Origin of the sequence: Chelativorans intermedius, from assembly GCF_025398255.1 — a bacterium.
Classification (GTDB): Bacteria; Pseudomonadota; Alphaproteobacteria; order Rhizobiales; family Rhizobiaceae; genus Chelativorans; species Chelativorans intermedius.
Map to the genome: position 1 here is coordinate 1 of NZ_JAODNW010000029.1, position 18,268 is coordinate 18,268.

20 protein-coding genes and 1 pseudogene are annotated in these 18,268 nt (G+C 60.1%); 11 read left to right on the top strand and 10 right to left on the bottom strand.

Annotated features, from left to right (window positions below; all coding sequences use genetic code 11):
• Position 1: 1 nt before the first annotated feature.
• Both NYR58_RS17705 and NYR58_RS17710 read right to left on the bottom strand, forming a co-directional pair.
• The gene (locus NYR58_RS17705; protein ID WP_261522488.1) at positions 2–406 is read right to left on the bottom strand and encodes a hypothetical protein; all 405 of its coding nucleotides are present in this window, start codon (positions 404–406) and stop codon (positions 2–4) included.
• Positions 403–630 carry a ribbon-helix-helix protein, CopG family gene (locus NYR58_RS17710; protein WP_261522489.1) on the bottom strand — a complete coding sequence of 76 codons (228 nt, stop codon included), beginning with the start codon at positions 628–630 and terminating at the stop codon, positions 403–405. The genes NYR58_RS17705 and NYR58_RS17710 overlap by 4 nt, the downstream gene beginning before the upstream one ends.
• A gap of 130 nt (positions 631–760) precedes the next feature.
• Here NYR58_RS17710 and NYR58_RS17715 point away from each other — a divergent pair, with 130 nt between their 5' ends.
• The 10 genes from NYR58_RS17715 to NYR58_RS17760 all read left to right on the top strand — a co-directional run bounded on the left by NYR58_RS17715 (position 761) and on the right by NYR58_RS17760 (position 6,545).
• Positions 761–1,042: a hypothetical protein gene (locus NYR58_RS17715; protein WP_261522490.1), complete on the top strand. Its 282-nt coding sequence runs from the start codon at positions 761–763 to the stop codon at positions 1,040–1,042.
• Positions 1,039–1,398: a hypothetical protein gene (locus NYR58_RS17720; protein WP_261522491.1), complete on the top strand. Its 360-nt coding sequence runs from the start codon at positions 1,039–1,041 to the stop codon at positions 1,396–1,398. Before NYR58_RS17715 ends, NYR58_RS17720 begins: the two co-directional genes overlap by 4 nt.
• Positions 1,399–1,547: 149 nt before the next feature.
• Entirely contained in the window at positions 1,548–1,808 is a 261-nt protein-coding gene (locus NYR58_RS17725; protein WP_261522492.1) for a hypothetical protein, read from the top strand.
• A gap of 31 nt (positions 1,809–1,839) precedes the next feature.
• Positions 1,840–2,670: an NmrA family NAD(P)-binding protein gene (locus NYR58_RS17730; RefSeq protein ID WP_261522493.1), complete on the top strand. Its 831-nt coding sequence runs from the start codon at positions 1,840–1,842 to the stop codon at positions 2,668–2,670.
• Between the two features lie 155 nt (positions 2,671–2,825).
• Complete coding sequence (locus tag NYR58_RS17735) at positions 2,826–3,473, top strand: dihydrofolate reductase family protein (RefSeq protein WP_261522494.1); 648 nt, start codon at positions 2,826–2,828, stop codon at positions 3,471–3,473.
• Positions 3,474–3,500: 27 nt separating this feature from the next.
• Positions 3,501–4,184 carry a DUF899 domain-containing protein gene (locus tag NYR58_RS17740; RefSeq protein WP_261522495.1) on the top strand — a complete coding sequence of 228 codons (684 nt, stop codon included), beginning with the start codon at positions 3,501–3,503 and terminating at the stop codon, positions 4,182–4,184.
• An 86-nt stretch (positions 4,185–4,270) separates the two neighbouring features.
• Positions 4,271–4,768: an anthrone oxygenase family protein gene (locus NYR58_RS17745; RefSeq protein WP_261522496.1), complete on the top strand. Its 498-nt coding sequence runs from the start codon at positions 4,271–4,273 to the stop codon at positions 4,766–4,768.
• A 13-nt stretch (positions 4,769–4,781) separates the two neighbouring features.
• Entirely contained in the window at positions 4,782–5,168 is a 387-nt protein-coding gene (locus tag NYR58_RS17750; RefSeq protein WP_261522497.1) for a VOC family protein, read from the top strand.
• Positions 5,165–5,632, top strand: a complete 468-nt coding sequence (locus tag NYR58_RS17755; protein WP_261522498.1) for a GFA family protein — start codon at positions 5,165–5,167, stop codon at positions 5,630–5,632. The genes NYR58_RS17750 and NYR58_RS17755 overlap by 4 nt, the downstream gene beginning before the upstream one ends.
• A 280-nt stretch (positions 5,633–5,912) precedes the next feature.
• Positions 5,913–6,545: a LysE family translocator gene (locus NYR58_RS17760; protein WP_261522499.1), complete on the top strand. Its 633-nt coding sequence runs from the start codon at positions 5,913–5,915 to the stop codon at positions 6,543–6,545.
• Positions 6,546–6,681: 136 nt separating this feature from the next.
• On the opposite strand, the gene NYR58_RS17765 is transcribed toward NYR58_RS17760, so the two are convergent.
• Positions 6,682–6,843, bottom strand: coding sequence for a TetR/AcrR family transcriptional regulator C-terminal domain-containing protein (locus tag NYR58_RS17765; RefSeq protein WP_261522500.1), 162 nt, complete (start codon positions 6,841–6,843; stop codon positions 6,682–6,684).
• 246 nt (positions 6,844–7,089) lie between these two features.
• On the opposite strand from NYR58_RS17765, the gene NYR58_RS17770 reads away from it, so the two are divergent.
• Positions 7,090–8,231, top strand: a protein-coding gene (locus NYR58_RS17770) for an IS3 family transposase (protein ID WP_378074718.1) whose coding sequence is annotated in 2 segments (ribosomal slippage) — positions 7,090–7,357 and positions 7,357–8,231 — 1,143 coding nt in all. Because the reading frame shifts where the segments join, the coding sequence is not laid out codon by codon here.
• A gap of 57 nt (positions 8,232–8,288) precedes the next feature.
• Here NYR58_RS17770 and NYR58_RS17775 read toward each other — a convergent pair.
• The 7 genes and pseudogenes from NYR58_RS17775 to NYR58_RS17805 all read right to left on the bottom strand — a co-directional run.
• Positions 8,289–8,402: pseudogene (locus NYR58_RS17775) on the bottom strand (Arm DNA-binding domain-containing protein); the annotation flags it as partial.
• A 754-nt stretch (positions 8,403–9,156) separates the two neighbouring features.
• Positions 9,157–10,614 carry an argonaute/piwi family protein gene (locus NYR58_RS17780; RefSeq protein WP_261522501.1) on the bottom strand — a complete coding sequence of 486 codons (1,458 nt, stop codon included), beginning with the start codon at positions 10,612–10,614 and terminating at the stop codon, positions 9,157–9,159.
• A complete protein-coding gene (locus NYR58_RS17785; RefSeq protein WP_261522502.1) occupies positions 10,614–11,936 on the bottom strand; it encodes a DUF4365 domain-containing protein in 1,323 nt (440 codons plus the stop codon). Before NYR58_RS17785 ends, NYR58_RS17780 begins: the two co-directional genes overlap by 1 nt.
• 215 nt (positions 11,937–12,151) lie before the next feature.
• A complete protein-coding gene (locus NYR58_RS17790; RefSeq protein WP_261522503.1) occupies positions 12,152–13,273 on the bottom strand; it encodes an HNH endonuclease in 1,122 nt (373 codons plus the stop codon).
• 2 nt (positions 13,274–13,275) lie between these two features.
• A complete protein-coding gene (locus NYR58_RS17795; RefSeq protein WP_261522504.1) occupies positions 13,276–14,646 on the bottom strand; it encodes a hypothetical protein in 1,371 nt (456 codons plus the stop codon).
• Between the two features lie 40 nt (positions 14,647–14,686).
• On the bottom strand, positions 14,687–16,435 hold the full coding sequence (locus NYR58_RS17800; protein WP_261522505.1) for a UvrD-helicase domain-containing protein: 1,749 nt from the start codon (positions 16,433–16,435) through the stop codon (positions 14,687–14,689).
• Positions 16,432–18,261 (bottom strand): ATP-dependent nuclease, encoded by a 1,830-nt coding sequence (locus NYR58_RS17805; RefSeq protein ID WP_261522506.1) that lies wholly within the window; start codon positions 18,259–18,261, stop codon positions 16,432–16,434. The genes NYR58_RS17800 and NYR58_RS17805 overlap by 4 nt, the downstream gene beginning before the upstream one ends.
• Between the last annotated feature and the right edge of the window lie 7 nt (positions 18,262–18,268).

An 18,268-nucleotide genomic window follows, 5' to 3' on the forward strand; every position in this document is an offset into this window, starting at 1 on the left:
CTCACGCCGCCGAATGATGGCACACAAAAGGAGAACAGGCTCGACTTACGAGTGGCCCTGAAAAAAGGGGCAGGTCATAAAAGCCGTATTCCTCTGGTGCTCCTTCCGGTGGGAAGCGACCCTGCGCGTCGAGCCATTGCTGAATCCGACGCCGGATACCGGGCAGGGAAAGCTCAGCAAACTGATCTTCGAGACCAGGGTTGTTGGTAAGAAAGATGCTGCGCTTCCATTCCCAGATGCACATCTCGGCTGACGGCAGGCCGGAAGAGATCGAAGCGCCGGCGCCAATGAAAAAGGACAGAGTGGCGCCACGACGGATACCGATCGACCTGACAAAGGCGTCAAGCGAGAGGACGATATCCTCTTCGTCCTCCGCAGGCTGAAGCTGGCTGGCTGCCTCTGTCATGATGACCCCGCCTTCGAAACGGAAGACACCTTCGGGGCCAGCGGCAATTCGGGTTTTGTCGCCTGTGATGTGTGCGAGCGGATAACCTCGCTGACAGCCCGGCGCACCACCCACGCGACCGAAACATCTTCCTTTCGGGCTATCTCGGCCAGGATGGCGTAGTCTCCGGCATCCAGGCTGACGGACAGGCGTGCTGTTTCACGATTCCCTTTAGGTCGTGCCATGAGTGTGATGTTGATTGCACCACATTACAGCAGCGAGCTGAATCTATGGCTCGCCCACAAGCGTGACAATAACTGGTTCACCAAAGCAGGAACCAGGGGGCGGCCACGGCCATCACTGCCGGTCGAGTGATTGAAGGCTGATGATGGAATGTCTTCCAAGGGCGCGACGACCGCGCATGACCTCGCGAGAGCGGTTATCGCCTCGGCGACGGCACCCATACCGTGGATGCAGCGTCTCGGCTACCTGCTGGAACTCGTGGACGCGCCCGCGCTGGCCGATGTCCTCAAATCCTGGCTCCACGGCCGCGTGCACCAGACCGCGCCGCTGCTGACGGGGGTACCAGCAAAGGATGCGCCCCGCAATACTGCGTGGAAGCTTCTCATTAACGCGAACGTGAAGGCGGAACTGTGATCCCCCGCGACTACATAACGCAGTGGCGGGCACAAGCGCCGTGGGTACAGGATATTCAGGTTGAACAGGACCTGGCGATCAGCCGTGCGCTGGTCGCGATCTTCTCGCACCCGCTTCTCGCCGATGCTCTGGCTTCACGCGCAGGCCGTTCACGGTGTCATCGCGCTGGTTCGAACGAGATCACACGCGCGCTATTCGAAGAAAACATCCAGGCCAAGCTGCGCGATCGTCAGTTTACGGCCGATATCGGACCGCTGCTCGCCGACGGATACTCCTGGGACATTGAGCGCGATGCCGACAGCGTATCCGACCTGATCACGCGTCTACCCGGTGCGCCGTGGAAGGGCGAGGGATAAGCGATGGCGCTTCACACCCCTCTTCCTAAAACTTTGTCACGGCGGCGTCTGCGAAGACGGATCGGCCTCGCCGCGGCTACAGGCACGGTCATCCGGGGGACACTTGCGGAATATCTTTTGCCTCTGAGTGCCTGAATCATAAAGACCGCTTGGATTTCATGATCTTGCGAGCCGAATTCGAACTCGGCTGGCTCGCAAGCCAACAACCTGAATTTGGCGGGCAAAACATGCCGCTGCGCTGGGCGACGCCCTGTTCGTCGCTCAGGCCGTTCTTTGTCTGCTCGTCCGTCTCGCCCAAATTGGCACCAAACGATCCGCATGACACCACCTGCAAATTGGCTCCCCGGGGTTCGCGTGATTTGGACCTGTTCGGGAGCCATCGGACATCGGAATACTGCCGCGACTTCTGATCGCCCTCTCGACATTGGACAGGTGTGGATAATGTCTCACAATCGACCCATTCTCATCATCGGCGGGGCCGGCAAGACCGGCGTCCGCGTCAACACACTGCTTCGTGAGCGCGGGATCGCCACGCGGCCTGTCTCGCGCTCCAGTGAAACCCCCTTCGACTGGACGCGGCGCGAGACATGGGCTCCGGCGCTCAAGGGCGTGTCCAAGGCCTATGTCACCTATCAGCCCGACCTTGCCGTGGATGGCGCCGACGCGGACATCGCCGAGCTTTCGCGCCTTGCGCGTGAAGAAGGTGTCGAACATGTCGTGCTCCTGTCCGGGCGCGGCGAGCCCGGGGCGCAACGCGCCGAGGCAGCGCTGCAGGAATCCGGCGTGATGTGGACGAATGTGCGGGCGAGCTGGTTCAACCAGAATTTTTCGGAGGGGCCGTTTCGCGACGGGATTCTCGCGGGCGAGCTGGCGCTGCCGGCCGAACCGGTCCCCGAGCCCTTCATCGATGCCGACGATATCGCCGATGTGGTCGTCGCCACGCTGACGCAGGACGGCCACACGAACCGGCTCTACGAGGTGACCGGCCCGCGTGCGCTCACCTTCGCCGAGGCGGTCGACGAGATCGCAAGGGCAGTCGACCGCCCGATCCGCTACCGGCAGATTTCTGCCGAAGCCTTCGTCGAGCAGATGCGGCCTTACGTGCCGGAAGACATCCTGAACCTGCTCATCGAGCTGTTCACCGTGGTGCTCGACGGGCGCAATGTCAACGTGATGCACGGGGTGGAAGAGGCGCTCGGGCGCAAGCCCGTCAGCTTCGCCGACTATGCCCGCCGAACGGCGGCAACGGGGGTCTGGGAAGGCACTGCGTGAGCCAGTGATTTGCACGCATGTCGCGGCGATCTGATTTGCATATCCGCACCAAGGTGCCGCGCGCCGAAAAGTTTTTGCCTTACTTGTCGTGAGGCGCGCGGATTGTTCGTCCTGGGAACACGCAGCACATCGACATGCTTGAGGGAGACCGGGCCGTGAAACTGAAAACAACAACAAACATCACCTTAGACGGGGTGATGCAGGGACTTGGTGGAGCCGAAGAGGATCCCCGGAACGGTTTCGAGCGCGGCGGCTGGGCTATCCCGCTCGTGGATGCCGAAGGCATGGACTACATCAACGAGGTTTACGGCAGTGCGGACGCGTTCTTGTTCGGTCGGCGGACCTACGAAATCTTTGCCAGGTCATGGGGTGCGTTCAAGGATACGAGCAAGAGTGCGGTTGCGGCTGCGCTGAACGAACGGCCCAAATACTTGGTGTCAAATAGTCTCAAGGATCCGCAATGGGCGGGCACCACCGTCCTGACCGGCGACCCTGCCACGGCCATCCTCGATCTGAAGTTGCAGAACGAAGGAACCCTGCTGGTTCCGGGAAGCGGCGTACTCGTCCGGTGGCTCTTGGCAAACGATTTGGTCGACCTGCTCGATCTGGTTATCTATCCGATCGTCGTCGGTCAGGGCACACGGCTGTTCCCCGACGCCGGACCGGATATGGCGCTCGAACTGGTGACCTCGCGGACGACCCCTGCGGGTCTGACGATTCAGAGCTATCGGGCCGCCGGGCGGCCGCAATATCAGCGGGCCACGCTCGATACCGACGAAATGTCGGCTGTCGGGAAACGATGACATTCACTGGGAAAACGAGGTCATTCAATGGCCGGTTACACGACGAAGATCGATGCCGTCGAGCGCAGGATTGTACCGCTCGAATCCTGGCACAGGGAACGTGAGGCGTTGCTTGCCAAAGAGAAGGCCCACACACGCGCTGGCGACAAGCTTGCTGCCGAGCGCCGTCGTCTCCCGTGGGTGAAGGTGGAGAAAGACTACGTCTTTAGAGGCCGCGTCGGCGAGGCAAGACTTCACGATCTGTTCGAGGGACGCCGGCAGCTCATCGTCTATCACCACATGCTCAGGCCCGCCGACCCTGCCCCCTGTTCGGGCTGCGGGATGGTCGGCGACCAGATCCCGCACCTGGCACACCTCCATCAGCGCGACGCGACTCTCGTCTTTGTTTCGCGGGCACCCCTCCCTGAGATTGAGGCGTTTCGCGCGCGAATGGGCTGGTCGATGCCCTGGTATGAGACGGTGGACAGCTTCAACACCGATTTCGACGTCGATGGCGGGTTCGGTGTGAACGTCTTCTACCGCTCCGGCACAGACATCTATCGCACCTACTTCACCACGGGCCGCGCCGCCGAGACGCTCGGCACAGTCTGGACCTTCCTCGACCTCACCCCGCTTGGACGCCAGGAAACATGGGAGGACTCGCCTGCCGGAACGCCGCAAACCGCACCCTACCAATGGTGGCGACTTCACGATGAGTACGAACACCCTTGAGATGTCTTCATCGCGATGTCGTTGACAGACGAAGAAATCGAGCGCCCGGCGGCCTGCTTCAAGACACCCCAAAGGAAAGAACAGCTATGCAAGCGCTCATCACCGCCCTTTTGTGGGTCTCGGCGATCGGCTGCGGACTGATCGCGGGGCTCTATTTCGCCTTCTCGACCTTCATCATGACCGCGCTCGACCGCATCGGACATGCGCAGGGCGCGGCCGCCATGAACTCGATCAACTCCACCATTCTCGGCTCGCTGTTTATGCCGCTATTCTTCGGCACGACGATCGCGAGCGCTGTGCTCGCTGTGCTGGCGCTCTTCCGCTGGAGCGAACCGGGTGCCGCGGCGATGCTCGCCGGCGGACTGATCTACGTCGTCGGCATGTTCATCTGTACCGTCGTCTACAACGTGCCGCTCAACAACGAGCTCGCGCGGGCTGGGACAGGCTCGGCGGAAGTATGGACGCGATATCTCAAGGACTGGACGTTCTGGAACCACGTCCGAACCATCGCATCTAAGGCGGCGATGGTATCGTTCATAGCCGCCATAGCGGTTCGCGGCGGCGCTCAGGGTGTCCCAACCTAATGGAATTGAATTGATGCAATTGAACGCGATCGAAGTCGTCACATTGTTTGTCGACGACATCCAGGAGGCAAAAGCCTTTTACAGGAATGTCTTCGAGCCTGAGGTGGTCTATGAGGACAATGTTTCCAGCGTTCTGAAGTTCGCGGGCGCGATGGTCAACCTGCTCGACGTTTCCGAGGCGCCCGAATTGGTCGAGCCAGTGCCGGTTGCGCCGTCCGGCGCGGGGGCTCGGGTGCTGCTTACGATCAAGGTTGACGACGCGGATGCCGTTTGCACCATGCTCAAGGAACGCGGAGTACAGTTGCTCAACGGTCCTACAGATCGGCCGTGGGGGCGCCGGACTGCCGCATTTGCAGACCCTTCCGGCCATGTCTGGGAAATTGCGCAGGAACTGGCATGAGCGCCGCAATGTCTGGCGATCCCGACAACAAACCCAGCGGCTCGAAAAGGACCCTCACAGGCCGATGCCAGTGCGGTGCGGTCAAGTATGAAGTGGCCGACGCGTTCGCCTATGCCGCCAATTGCCATTGCTCCGATTGCCGGCGCATGACGGGTTCGGCTTTCAAGCCCTTTGCCGGCATCGAACGGGACAAGATGAAGATCACGCAAAGTGAAGAGAGCCTGCTGATCTCTGGCGACGAAATGAACCATGACGTGCGCTGCAGGACCTGTGGCTCTTTCCTCTATTCGATCGTCCGCGACGGGGGATATGTGCATGTCTGTTTGGGCACACTCGTTGACGACCCCACCATCCGACCGACCGAGCACATCTTCGTCGGGTCGAAAGCGCCGTGGTACACGATCAACGACCACCTGCCGCAGTATGAGCGTCACGTCTTCGAGGGACCACCGGTCAAACAGTGATCGTCCGGTACGAGCGTCTTCTTTGTGACGTTTCATGAGGTATTCGGCATCTCCCCCAGCAGCTGTTTCGCCCGTCAGCCAGGAGCGCGCCTTACTTTCCCGTAGCTGGCCTTTGCCTGCGGTCAGAGACTCCGAAATTGGCTCTATGGTTTTTCTGGGTTGTGGAGCTTTTGGAGTGCCAAAGACAGGAGCAAATTGCGATCGATCATATAACTCGGTTCGCACCAACCGCTGCGCTGCGAGCAACAATTGAGTTGTCTGGAAAACCAGGAGCCACCCGATGCTTGATACCCACCTGCCTGGCCTTCTGCTCGCCTGGAGCGCCTATGGACTGGGGATACTCAGTCCCGGCCCGAACGTCCTCGCCGTCATGGGAACGTCGATGGAAAACGGCCGGCGGGCGGGTGTCACGCTGGCGACAGGCATGGTCAGCGGCACGCTCGTCTGGGGCACCGCGACGCTATTGGGATTGACTGCCCTGCTTTCGCTCTATGCCTCTGCGCTCACACTCATCAAGTTCGTCGGTGCGGCCTATCTTCTGTGGCTCGCCTACAAGTCGTTCCGCGCCGCACTGGCCAGCCAATCGGAGATTCCCGGCGGACTCGAAGACAACAAAGCCGCGCGAAAGCGCTACATCCGCGGACTGGCCATTCAGCTCAGCAATCCCAAGGCGGCGCTGACCTGGATCGCGATCATGTCGCTTGCCGTGCGCGAGGGGTCGCCGCTTTGGGTCGGCCCGGCGGTCGTGGCCGGCTGCCTGGCAATCTCGTTCGTTGGCCACATGACCTATGCGCTCTTGTTCTCGGCGCCGCCGGTCGGCCGCGCCTATCTGCGTGCGCGACGCTGGATCCAGGGCGGTCTCGGCGCCTTCTTCTGCTTCGCCAGCTGGAAACTGGCTTCGGCGCGCCTTTGAACTCCACGGTCTTATAGCTGGAAAGCTGCCGGACGTTCGAGAGGTTTGGGCGCTCGGTTTTGGGACGACCGACAGCGCGGTCACTGTCTCGTGATTGGGCGTGCCCGAGCGGGGCGTTCGTCCTGTCGCCGCCCGCCTACCGCGTATCGGTGCCGTAAGCTGCCAGAAAGACGCGCACGCCCTCGCGCGCGTGCTTGCGCAGTTCCTCCGGCCCCGGGATCGCCTCGTCGCCCAGAAGCATCGCCTGGTTGAGCGGAGCCGACATCACAAGCCAGTTGAAATGCGAGGCGGCCAGCATCATCCGATCCTCGACCTTGAGCAACCCGGCCGCACCGTCGCCGAATTCCGCGACAGCGAAGGCAACCGCATGGTGCTTGGCACGCCGTAAGGGTTCGCGGTGCTGCCCTGGTTCGATCTCCTATCGTCGAAGATGCAGATGCTTCAATCACCGGAGATTGTCAGCCAATGTCCATGGATTTTCAATCCAGCGTTGTCCTCTCATCGTCGGAAGGCGGCCGCGGCCTCCATATCTGGTCCAGCCTCGTTGCTTCGCTCAAAACGCTATACGCAGCTTCCACTGAAACGCGAAGAGCATCAAGCCCAGCGCGGACCTTGTTGCAGGCGCCGAGCCGATTTTCGGCTCACATCATGCGTACACCCGAACCAGATCACGCAGTGGAAGCGGCAGGCCGTCGAGAAGCTGGCCAAGGTGTTTGACGACAAGGTTGCGGATGCGCAGGCGAGCCGGGAAGCCGAGGTGACGAAGCTGCACGCCAAGATCGGCCAACTCGTCGTCGAGCGAGATTTTTTGGCCAAAGCCTTCGATCGCTGAGCCTGGATCGGAGGAGAATGATGATCGACCCCGATCACGAACGGCTCTCGATCCGCCGCCAGTGCGAACTGGTCTCGATCTCGCGGGCGTCGTTCTACCGACAGCCCGCCGGTGAGAACCCCGAGAACCTTGAGCTGATGCGCATCATCGATGAGGCCTTCATGGAGACGCCCTGGTATGGCTCGCGCCAGATGGCGCGGCATCTGCGTCGCCAGGGCTGGTGCGTGGGGCGCAAGCGGGTCCGGCGGCTGATGCGCAGAATAGGCCTGTCGCCGATCTACCAGGCGCCGAAGACCAGCGAGCCGCATCCGCAGCATCGCATCTATCCCTACCTGCTGCGGCACCTGGCGATCGAGCGGCCGGATCAGGTCTGGTGTGCGGATGTGACCTACATCCCGATGCGGCGCGGCTTCCTCTATCTCGTCGCCATCATGGACTGGTTCAGCCGCAAGGTGCTGGCCTGGCGGCTGTCGAACACGATGGACGCCGACTTCTGCGTGGCCGCGCTCGAAGAAGCGATCGCCCGGCACGGCAGGCCCGACATCTTCAACACGGATCAGGGAAGCCAGTTCACCAGCTTCGCCTTCACCACGACGCTGAAGGACGCCGGCATCCGCGTCTCCATGGACGGGCGCGGCCGCTGGATGGACAATGTCTTTATCGAGCGGCTGTGGCGCAGCCTCAAATACGAATGCGTCTTCCTCAGCGCTTTCGAGACAGGAAGCGAGGCTCGCAACGGCATCGGTTCCTGGATAGACTATTACAACCGGCGACGCCCCCACTCGACCTTCGCCGGCAGGACACCCGAGGAGGTCTATGCTACGGCGGAAGTGACGGAGCAGTTGGCGGCGTAAAACGAACCTGATCCACCTTAGCCAAGCCGCCAAACTGTCTCACCAGGCGGGTCCACCTCTAAAGCTGATGGCCCCCGTCGGCATCACGAGCACGTACATGCCGTCGCGATCCGTCACCTTGTATTTTTTGTCTCGTGGTTTCAGAGCCTTAAGGGCTGTGTCGGTCAGCATTTTCCCTCCGGAACGGTCGAAAAATGAGGGAAAGCCGCTGAAATGTCCGTCAGGCGATTCTGGCACCTTCTGAACAGAGATTTTCGCTTGTTTTCAATATGATGAACTCGAAAAAAGTCCGTCAGAGGCTTTCACACCGCTGACGGTACTTTCAATCTCCATCGGTAGCAAGGTTCCAGAGGTCCGTCACACAGTCCGTCATTTGTAACGCTTGCGGGACGATAGTTCACAAAAGATGGTGAATAATTTTCTTTTTCTTTCAGGTAGTTATGTCAAGTTCTGGCGTGTTTCCGGATACGCTCGGCATGGCCTGAATCATTCCCACTCTATTATTGATAACCACCTAAGTGCATTGAAATATAACGAGAAAAATTATTTCCGACAAAAATTCACCGTCAAACATCCCGTCAAACATTCGGGCTTTTGAAATCATTGCACTTTTCGGAGTAATGCAAAAAACCGTGGCTTCGGGGACTATCGTCTACCGACGGTATCTCGAATGCTTCGTAGCGGCGCGCATGCATCTGCCGTTTCCAGGCTATTGTCTTACTAACACTAGAACGCCGTTACATCTACTGCCAACCCTGCCACAGGCCCTCAAACGGCTGAACCCCGAAACGGATTCGGCAAACTTACGCCAGTTTGCGTCAGCGATCCCATCTCCCTTGTGAAACCCGGCTGCTTTTAGATCGTATTCAAATCGGGCGAAGGCTCTGAACAACTCCGTAGCCAGGTTGAGTTCGTGCTCCAACGGCTAGATATACCTCCGATAGTCGGTACTGACCGTCTGGCCTTCGTTCATATATTTCAGTACTTCGCCGACCTTGCGTGCCGCCCGGATCGGGATGGGAAGCCGCTGGTTCATCTGGGTTGAATTCCAGTTGATCTTGGTCAGGGAAAACACTTCTTCGGCAATTTGGGCAATCGTGCTGTCGCAGCTTTCATGCGGGCAGAGCAGCAAAGGCCGGGGATCGTACTGGCCCGGATAGGTGCCGTAATAGGGAATGCTGCCGTTCGTGTAGAGCAGGCCCTTTCCGGCCAGGTTGACGAACGTGCCGCGCAGAACCGGATAATTGCCGTCGCGCAGGATTTTGACCGCGTAGGACTCCTGGACCCAGATGAGATCCCGGAGTTCGGTGCCGGCTTCTTCAAGCGCCTTCAGAATGCCGTCCGCTTCATCGCCCCTGAAGCGCGAAGTCTTGAGCACAATCACCCGCGCCGGAAAGTGCTTGTGGTGGTTCTTGTAAGCTGTGAGCACCTGCGAGGTCAGCTCGTAGGCATCGTCATAGGTCATGTAGGGATGCCGGCCGCGGCTTTCGGTCTGCGCGCGCTTGCCTTTCAGGATGAAACCGCGCCCGCGCTCGTCGAACATCTGCGCCGCGCTGGTGAAGAGCTGCTGACCGCCTGCTTCGCGGTAAAAACTGATCCCGACATAGCAGGCGGCGTATTCGGCCTCGCGCGGCATACGGCGCCACGGGATGCGGCCGCTGCCCTTGTAGTAAAGCGTCGTCATCAGGTTCCAGCTACGGTCCGCCTGATCCTGAATATCGCGGTCGCGGCTTTCCTTGATCTTCCGGGGAATCGACGCCTTGTCATCGATCACATCTTCCCAGACGATCTGGATCGGGAAGTTCAGGCCCATGGTGCGGGCCTTGAGCAACCCCCGGAAATTCGGGGCATCGGAACCGCCGCTGTCCTCCTTCTCGGTCGTGCTCTTTGAATCGACCTTGGCGTTCCAGACGCGCTCGATCAGCGCAACGGGAAGCGCGATGATCGCCACATCTGGCCGTTCGCCGCTGTCGTCGAGCGTCTGCAGGAGTGCGACGATTTCCCCGACCGCCATCTCGACCGCTTTTTCGTGGTCGGGTTCTTTGGTGATCTTGTCGATCCGGCTCTGGGACAGCGCGGCTGTCGCACCGTCCGGTATCTCGAACCGGCAGCGGAACGGATTTTGATTGCCAAGTCCCGGAAAGTCCGGATGAAGGTTGGGATGCTTTTCGGTCTTGCCTTTGATGCCGGTTGATACGGCGGTCAGATAAGTCTGCGTGCTTTCGACGGTCTTGGCGCTGCCGACGACACCGACCCTTATCACCTCGCCCAGAGGCGGCTGCAACGGGCCGGCTTCGACAAGTCCCAGCCGCGGATCGGGGTGATGGTGCTGATCACCAAACTCCAGTTCCGGCTCGTCGAATATCCTGTTTTCGAACGCCATCAGACCGCAAGCCTTTCCTGGTTATCAGACTCTTCAGCCTTCTTTTTGGGCGCGCCCCACACGTCTTCCGGCACCCGCGTATCGAGGGTAATCTGCGGCGGCGCTTCGAACCGCAGACACGGTTCGGGTTCGGCGTCCCGCCCGAACAGATCACCGGCGGCACGCTCCTTCTGAGTCAGGAAACGGTGCCACATGATCACTTGTCCCCGGAGCGAAGCGCTGTTGTCCATCCGCTTCTTCCCGGCAAGCAGCGCCTGCGGGTAGGAATGCGGCGTGAAGCCGTCGGTCGTAAAATAGTAGGTCGGGGTTACGACCAGGAACCACTGATCGTCCAGCAGCTCGAACCGCGGCGCGAACGCATGGTGCCGGACGAAATCCACGCGGCCCTCTTCCTTTTTGCTGGTGATGACGTTGACGACATCGGCATGGGTCCTGTTGCGCGAAGCTTCGTAATGGAACCGGCGCGGGACGTTCTTCTCAAGCGCCCTGAAATACAGCAGCTTACGCTCTTTCTCCCAGTTCAAGTCCTCGCGGGTCTGATGCCGTAACGCCTGCCGCAGGAGAAAGGCGAACTTGTGCTGTTCGTCCAAATCTTCGTGAAACGCCAGGTAGCCGGTTTCGATGGCCTCGACCTGATCCAGGTCCACGATTTCCCGGCACGGCGATGTCCGGGGATCATGAAACGACCAGAACGACCCGCCGTTGATCACCCAGTCGAACCGCGCCGGTTCGTCGCCTTCAAGCAGGAGCGCCGCTCCTTTCGGTCCCGAATGCGGCGTCGAGGCAACAAAAATCTCGGGGGGCATGGTGATCGGCAGTATATTGACGAGCGCTTCCTCGCCGCCGCCGAGCGGCGGCACATAGTAACCGAATCCGGCTTTCGGAACGGTCAGCGCGGCCAGCCGATCGACCGCGTTCCGGTCGAGAACATCGCGCTGCTTGTCGAACCGGAGACGGCGATCCCCTTCCGTGACGCCGCTGGGAACTTCCTGCCAGTAGAAGCTCTCATCGGACTTGCGGTAGAGCACGATGATGACCGGCAGGTTTGACGGACGCCAGTATTCGAGGTCCTTGCGTTTCAGCAGGTAGGTGAAGCCCTCTTCGTCCTCGGCGGTATAGGTCCCCGATTCGGTCGCCTTCACCTGCACGGCGATCATCCGCGCCAGCGGCCTACCCTCATCCATCACCTCGGCAATACCGTCTATGCCGGCCTCCAGGCGCGAGCGGCCGTCAAACTGAAACCCGATATCGAGGAACCGGCGGCGCACCGCAGTCTCGCCGATTTCCCCGAGCATCTGGCTGGATGTGAGAATCTTCGACATCCTTACACCATAGAACAATCGAGGAACATTTTGTATGGGATTATGCCCTCCGTCACGCCACGATTGTGGACAGATCGCACGCTCTGCAACGGCATGTCTCGGCTACAGGCTATTATCGGGCCGCATCGGCTGCGCAATCACGCGTAAATTCTGCTGTGCCATGACAAGTTTTTGCTGACACAAGCGCCTGAGCCACACCGAAAGAGGCAGGCTTGTCAGCGGGAGCACGAATCCGTGCGCCACCGGGAATCCAGCGGCCCCATGAGGGTCTGATGAGGATCGCGCCGCGCGGCCTCGATTTCCTCTTCCGTGACGGCGTAGCGCAGGAAATTACCCTCGTGATCCTCAAGGCATGTGAAAATTCGTCCGCCTTCATGGAGGATTTTCTTGGGATCGGCGTAGGTGCCGCGCCCGATCATTCCGGCAAGCCGCTCGAGATCGTGGTGCTCGGCCAGGAACGGATCGAAAGAGCGCGGCGTCTGCGTCTGCGCGACAACGGCGTGAAGGGGCCTGTTCCAGTAATACTGAACGCGCAGCGCATCTTCATGCAGGACGGTGTGATCGTAAAAAATTCGCGCCGCCAGCTCGCCAAACTGGACGGGATGCAGCTTCTCGCCAATCAGGTGCTGAAACCTGTGAAGCCGGAATTCGCGGTGGATGCCGCCGTCAAAGGCACAGATAAGGCCGAGATTGCCGGTTCGCAGCGCGGCCCCCAACGTAATCAGGTTATCGGCGAAATCGAACGCTTCGAACCGTGTATCGCGCGTGTCGATCTCGACAACGTAAAGCGAATATGGCGGTCCGTAGAAAAAATCCGGGAGCGGCGGATCGGTCAGATAGCACGCATACATGCCCTTGTGCATCGCGAAAGCGCGCTCCATCATGCCGAGATATGTAATGCCGGGCATCAAGTCCTGTGGAACGATGCTGTCGGGCTCCGGCTCATTCCGCCTGCGGTGATCCGGGTAAGCATGGCCTTTCCGGCAAAGCAGCCAGAGGATCTTGCCAAGCCAGACCGCGAGCAGTTCCTGATCAAGGTCCTGCACCGCGGCAAACGCATCGCCAGAACGGACGCGGCGCGCAATCTCCGTTTCCAGCCGGCCAAAGCGGTGATGATTGCATTTCTCGCAGATATCGATTCTGACACTCTTGTAGGTCTTGCCGATGAAATTCGGCAGGGTCAGCCGCCGGGTTTCCAGCTTGTGATGCTTTTGCAGCCAGCGGGGAAAAATATGTTCATCCGTCCTGGCGACCCGTCCGAACTTCCTCCCGCAAAGCGGACAGTGCGAAGAGATATCCCGCAGGGCCAGCACATCACTTATCATCTGCAATGACATGATCAGCCAGACGCACCGTCAGTGGGATCGAATTCGGATTCGCCGCCCCTGATGCCGGAAAACACGTCGCCCTCTTCCCTGTAGGACTGAATGGCTCCTACGACCGCCCTGTTGCCCTTGACGACAGCTTCGACCAGTTCCCTGAGATAGGCGGTCGTTTCTGCGGTCGCGCCGATATAGCCGGCCCGGATCAGGTCGAGGAACGGCCCTTGCCGCAGGTAGCGTCCGGCAAGGCTCTCGAAGCTCACGCGGACCGCGCCGCGCGGCCCTTTGGAAGACGGATCGGCCCGCAACCGCTCAAAGTGGTCTATGGGTATGACGATCCCGGCATTGCCCAGCGCGCCGCCCCGCTTGACGAACTTGAGATAGAAGACCTGCGGATTGAGACGGTACTCGTAGGCACCGGGCGTATGTTGTTTGGCGAATTTCCGCATGCGTCTGATCTCGGCATCAAGCTTTGCATCCGGCCGATAAACCCAGTCTTTGTCCTGGTCCTTGCGCTCGTGCGGTTCAAGCATCTTGTACTGGACCATGACGATGTTCTGGCGCGTCACGTTGAGATAAATGAGATCAACGCCGAAGACATTTTCAAGCGGGCGGCGGTTGGCGGTGAAGACTTCAAGCCGCTCATGCCCTTTCTCGAACACGGCACGCCCCGTGATATCGCTGCCGGTCAGCTCATAATCAGGAAACGTGCGGGCGTCGTGCTCGACGACGGAATCCTCCATGATGTTGATGCGCGCGAGCGCCGTATCCTGCCCTCTGGCGAGTTCAAGGGACACAGCCTGATCACCGGGCGACAGGCCGAACGCGCGCAGTGCTGTATGCACCGCGTCTTCCTGTAAGGCATCCATCCCGCGGAAATATTTGGGCGCGGAGAGTGAGGCGATTGCGGCACGCATCGCCCCGCGATTTGACTCGATCTCAGCAAGCTTTTCGACCAGGTGAACACTAAGTTTTGGCGACAAAGCAATAACAGATTCTCGGGATTCCAGGCGATCGCGAAGATTGCGCGTATGGGCATTGTCGGTGACGAGCTTAATGATCTCCGATTTCGACGAAGGCTGGATATGCTGGGCGCGCTTGACCTTGATCCGCGATTCCAGAGTTGTGACGGCGCTGCGCGAACTGGCCAGCCCGAAATACACATCGCTGCCGTCGTCGCCCTTGCCGATGACAAGGCAGGCCGTCGGTACGCGAACCTTCTCGAACAGCTCGTGCGACCGGGCAATCGTAAACTCGTTGGCGCCGCGCCGGGACTCCTGCAGGCGTGACCATTCCTCCCGGTCAAACTGAAACACGACGAGGGGCTTTTTCTGCACGATGGCTTTCAGGTCATCCAGCCATGATTTTTGCACTGTCCTGGTGTTCATTGTGGTTTGTCGCTACGCCTGAATCTGTACTAGGCGACGCTCAAATCTCCTTCACTGTTACAACGGCCCCCTGGCCGCATAGATGAGTTTTCAGCCGCTCCGCCTGGCTCTTGGGTGCGGCGATAACCAGCAGCTTTTCGGCTCTTGAGGCGGCCACATAAAGTTTGCGCGCATCCTCGGCCCTGTCGGCGGGTTCCCCCGTTTCAAGGTAATCCAGAATGGACTTAAGCGTGGATGCCGTCGTGACAACGCAGACGGCCGGATACTCCATACCCTTGACCGAGTGGATCGTGCGGGGCATGGCCGTCGCGGCGGGCACTGCCGCAAGCGCCGCATCGAGTCCGACATTCCATTTGAGCTTTTGCGCAATGGTGTGCCCGTCCGCGATAGTGAGTTCGCGGGCCAACAGCTCCTTAGCGGTTGTGTGCCAGCCTTTGGCATCTGTATGCGTGGCCGGATCAAACCGCAGCGCCCGCAGGATGGAGATAACTTTCGACCGCCAGCTTGCCGGCTCGATCTCGTTGTCGGCAAGATACTGATGATAGGAACGCTCACCAAGCCGCCCCTCCAGCTCCAGCAGAATCCGGTGCACGCATTCAATCGCCGTTTTCATATCGCTAAAGCCGGCGGCGAAATGAAAGTCGGTGACGGCTTCGGCAAGCCGGATGGTCCGGTGATTACCGCCCGCCGGCCGCGGCTGCCCCGCAGCGGCGGCGCCGCTCGCCTTCGTCGCGGCCACGATGGGCGCAGATGCAACATCAATACCGGCCTTTTGCATCAGGCCGCAAAATGCTGTGCCGATTGAAGCCGGCACGCCTTTGCCTGCATAAGACAAAATCTTAACCGGCGCCGTGTCATCCTTTAGCGGTCCAAGCGCGTCGTCGGGCACGCCGCGTTCGGAAAGCGGCCGGAGCTGAGCGATAGCCTTGCATATGTTGGGCGTTGACCGGAAGTTCCCGGTGAGGTTCTTGCGCTCGTCTGCAGGAAACGTATCCGCAAACGAAAAAAGATGGTCCGTGACGCCGCCGCGAAATTCATAGATCGATTGATGCGGGTCGCAGACGACTTTGACCGGCAGGCCGGAACGGCGCAGCCATGAGATCACTGTCAGGTCGTCGGGATTGCAGTCCTGCGCTTCATCGACAATCACTTCGCGGAAGCGCGCGGCGAGCGCGGCAGCGATCCGGCCCGCAAGCGCGGCGTCATTGACGCGTTCAAGTGCAACGGCGCGTGCTTCGTCAAAGCCTAACTGGCCGCGCTCCCGCAGTTCCTCCCTGAGCCGGGTGGCGGCCGTTGCGTAGGCCTGTACCTGGTGTGCCGGTTTTTGAGATACGTCGTAGCCTTTGCGCTTGGCTGCGTGCGCGAACATCTTCCCCGATTGCGGACAAAAACAGGACAGGGGCAACGGATGAGCGCCATTAAACGGCTCGACGGTAAGGTGGGCAATGTCAGCGATCAGGCGGGGGCGCGTCTCACACCCCTTCACACCGAACGGCGCAACGAGGAACTGCCAGACGAAGCTGTCAAACGTGCCGATAAAGCTCGGAAAGACAGGCGCGGGCAACAGTCCCTCCTGTCTGAGTCGTGTTTCAAGTTCAAAGACGGCGGCCTGCGTGAAAGACAGGAAAGCCACGCCGCGTCCCGCCGGTATATTCTGAAACAGGTCGCGGGCGCGTTCGGTCAGCACGCGCGTTTTGCCGGCGCCTGGACACGCCCTTACAAAGGCTGAGCTGCCATGACCGATAATGGCGCGTTGCTGATCCGTGGGCTTGAAGGACTGCCGGCTCATTTGACCAGCGCTTCGATGGCATCCCGGATATAGCCGGGGACATTGAATGCTTCGCTGGCCGCGGCTTTTTCCGCCAAAAGCTGGGCGAAGTCTCCCTTAGGCGTGTTCTTGAACAGCTCCTGTATGGCTTTGGCGCGGGCATCGCCGTCCTTGGCAACCGCGTCATTCCATTTCGCCTCGGACTGGGGATGCAGAGCCAGATACACCTCTTTCATACATGCCGCATTGCCGGCAGCAACCAGTTCGGTTTCCAGCGAGTACGTGTTCACGCATATATCGAGAACATCCGCCGCGCCCTTGCCGGCCGCCAGCGCATCGAGATCGGCTTTGCGCCTCTCACCCGGCAGGGCGTCTCCGTCATCCACGGTGTGCTTGTCGCCATCCGTGATGATGACAAGGCGGTCGGCAATCCGCACGCCGTCATAGGGAGACAAAAGGGCCTTGGCGTAAGGCGCAAAATCAACACCGTCGATCGGCACGAAGACGGCTGACCGGAAAACTCGGAACTCCGCCGCGCGGTCTTTCAGGACATGGTTCTTGGCAATGACCGGCAGCAACAGCGCTTCGGCAATGCCCTCGACCAGCAGAACCCGGCCACCGAACAGCAGAGCCGACTTGGTAACGTCGAGATAGCGGTCGATCTTCCGGCGGTCCGGGTCTGTCAGGTCAAGCTTGGCAAGAGGAATGCACCGGGATTCTGGGCGCGGCGGCTGCATTTCCGCCTCCGGCGGATCGGTCGGTTGCGCCGCCCCTTCGGCTTTAGGCCCGTCCCCACCTTTATCGTCTTGGGGGGCCGGCGCGACGGACCGAACAAAAACAAGGCTTTTGCTGGGCACCCATGCCGACAGGTTGGGCGAATGCGTAGCGACGATCACCTGCAAATGGCCGGCGGGCGCGTCCTTGTCGTCCTTGGGTTTGAGTGACTGTTCCGCGCGCTCTTCCAGGAAGTTAAGGACGGCGGCCTGGAGCTGCGGATGCAGATGGGCCTCCGGCTCTTCGACAAGGAACATCGTTAGTTCGGCGTTGTCGGTTCTTTCGAGTTCGACGGCGATGGTCGCGATGTAGAGAAGGTTCGCAAATCCGTGCCCGGAATATTGTAAATCTTCGGGCGTGATGCCGTGATCGGCGAGTTTGAAGCGCAGGTCGCGCGCGATATCGATAAGCTTTTCATCCGTGTTGAAACCAAGCGCGGCGCCCTGCGGCCGGACACCGGCGGTGAGTATGTCCAGCCCTGTCGCGACGGCGGCATCAACGTCGGCGAGAATCTGATGGTCGCTGGTGCGGGCAAGGCTTTTCGCCACTTCCTCGGGATCATGTTCCCCAAGGAAATGATTGAGCAGGGCATGAATGCGCGTGGGGTTTCCGGAGGCTAGCGCACGCTTGGCATCGCGCAGCGGCGGCAGATAGACATGCCGGATCATTTCATGGGAGCCAGGCTCCGGTACCGCCTTGAACCGGCCCGCCCAAAGCGCGGGGCGAACATGCGATTGCTTGCCCGTGGCATCATAGGTGAGGCCAAAGCAGGCTTCTTCGAGGGTGTCACTTGTTGTCGCCGAAAGCAGCCGTCCCTGCTGCGGCGGCGAAAGCCCTTCGAATGTTGCGGAGAGTTCAAAACTCCGCGGCGTCGCGCCAAAGCGGATGTCGGTCTGTTCGCAGTACAGCTCCCTGCGGCCGCCGAGAGGCGTAGAGAGAAGCCGGATCGCATCAATTATGTTGCTTTTGCCGCCGTTGTTTTCGCCGACAAGAACCGTCAGTCCCCGCTCGAAAGAGATTTTCTCTTTCGAGAATGAGCGGAAATTACTGAGATTAAGCCGGCTTAAATGCATTTGCCCC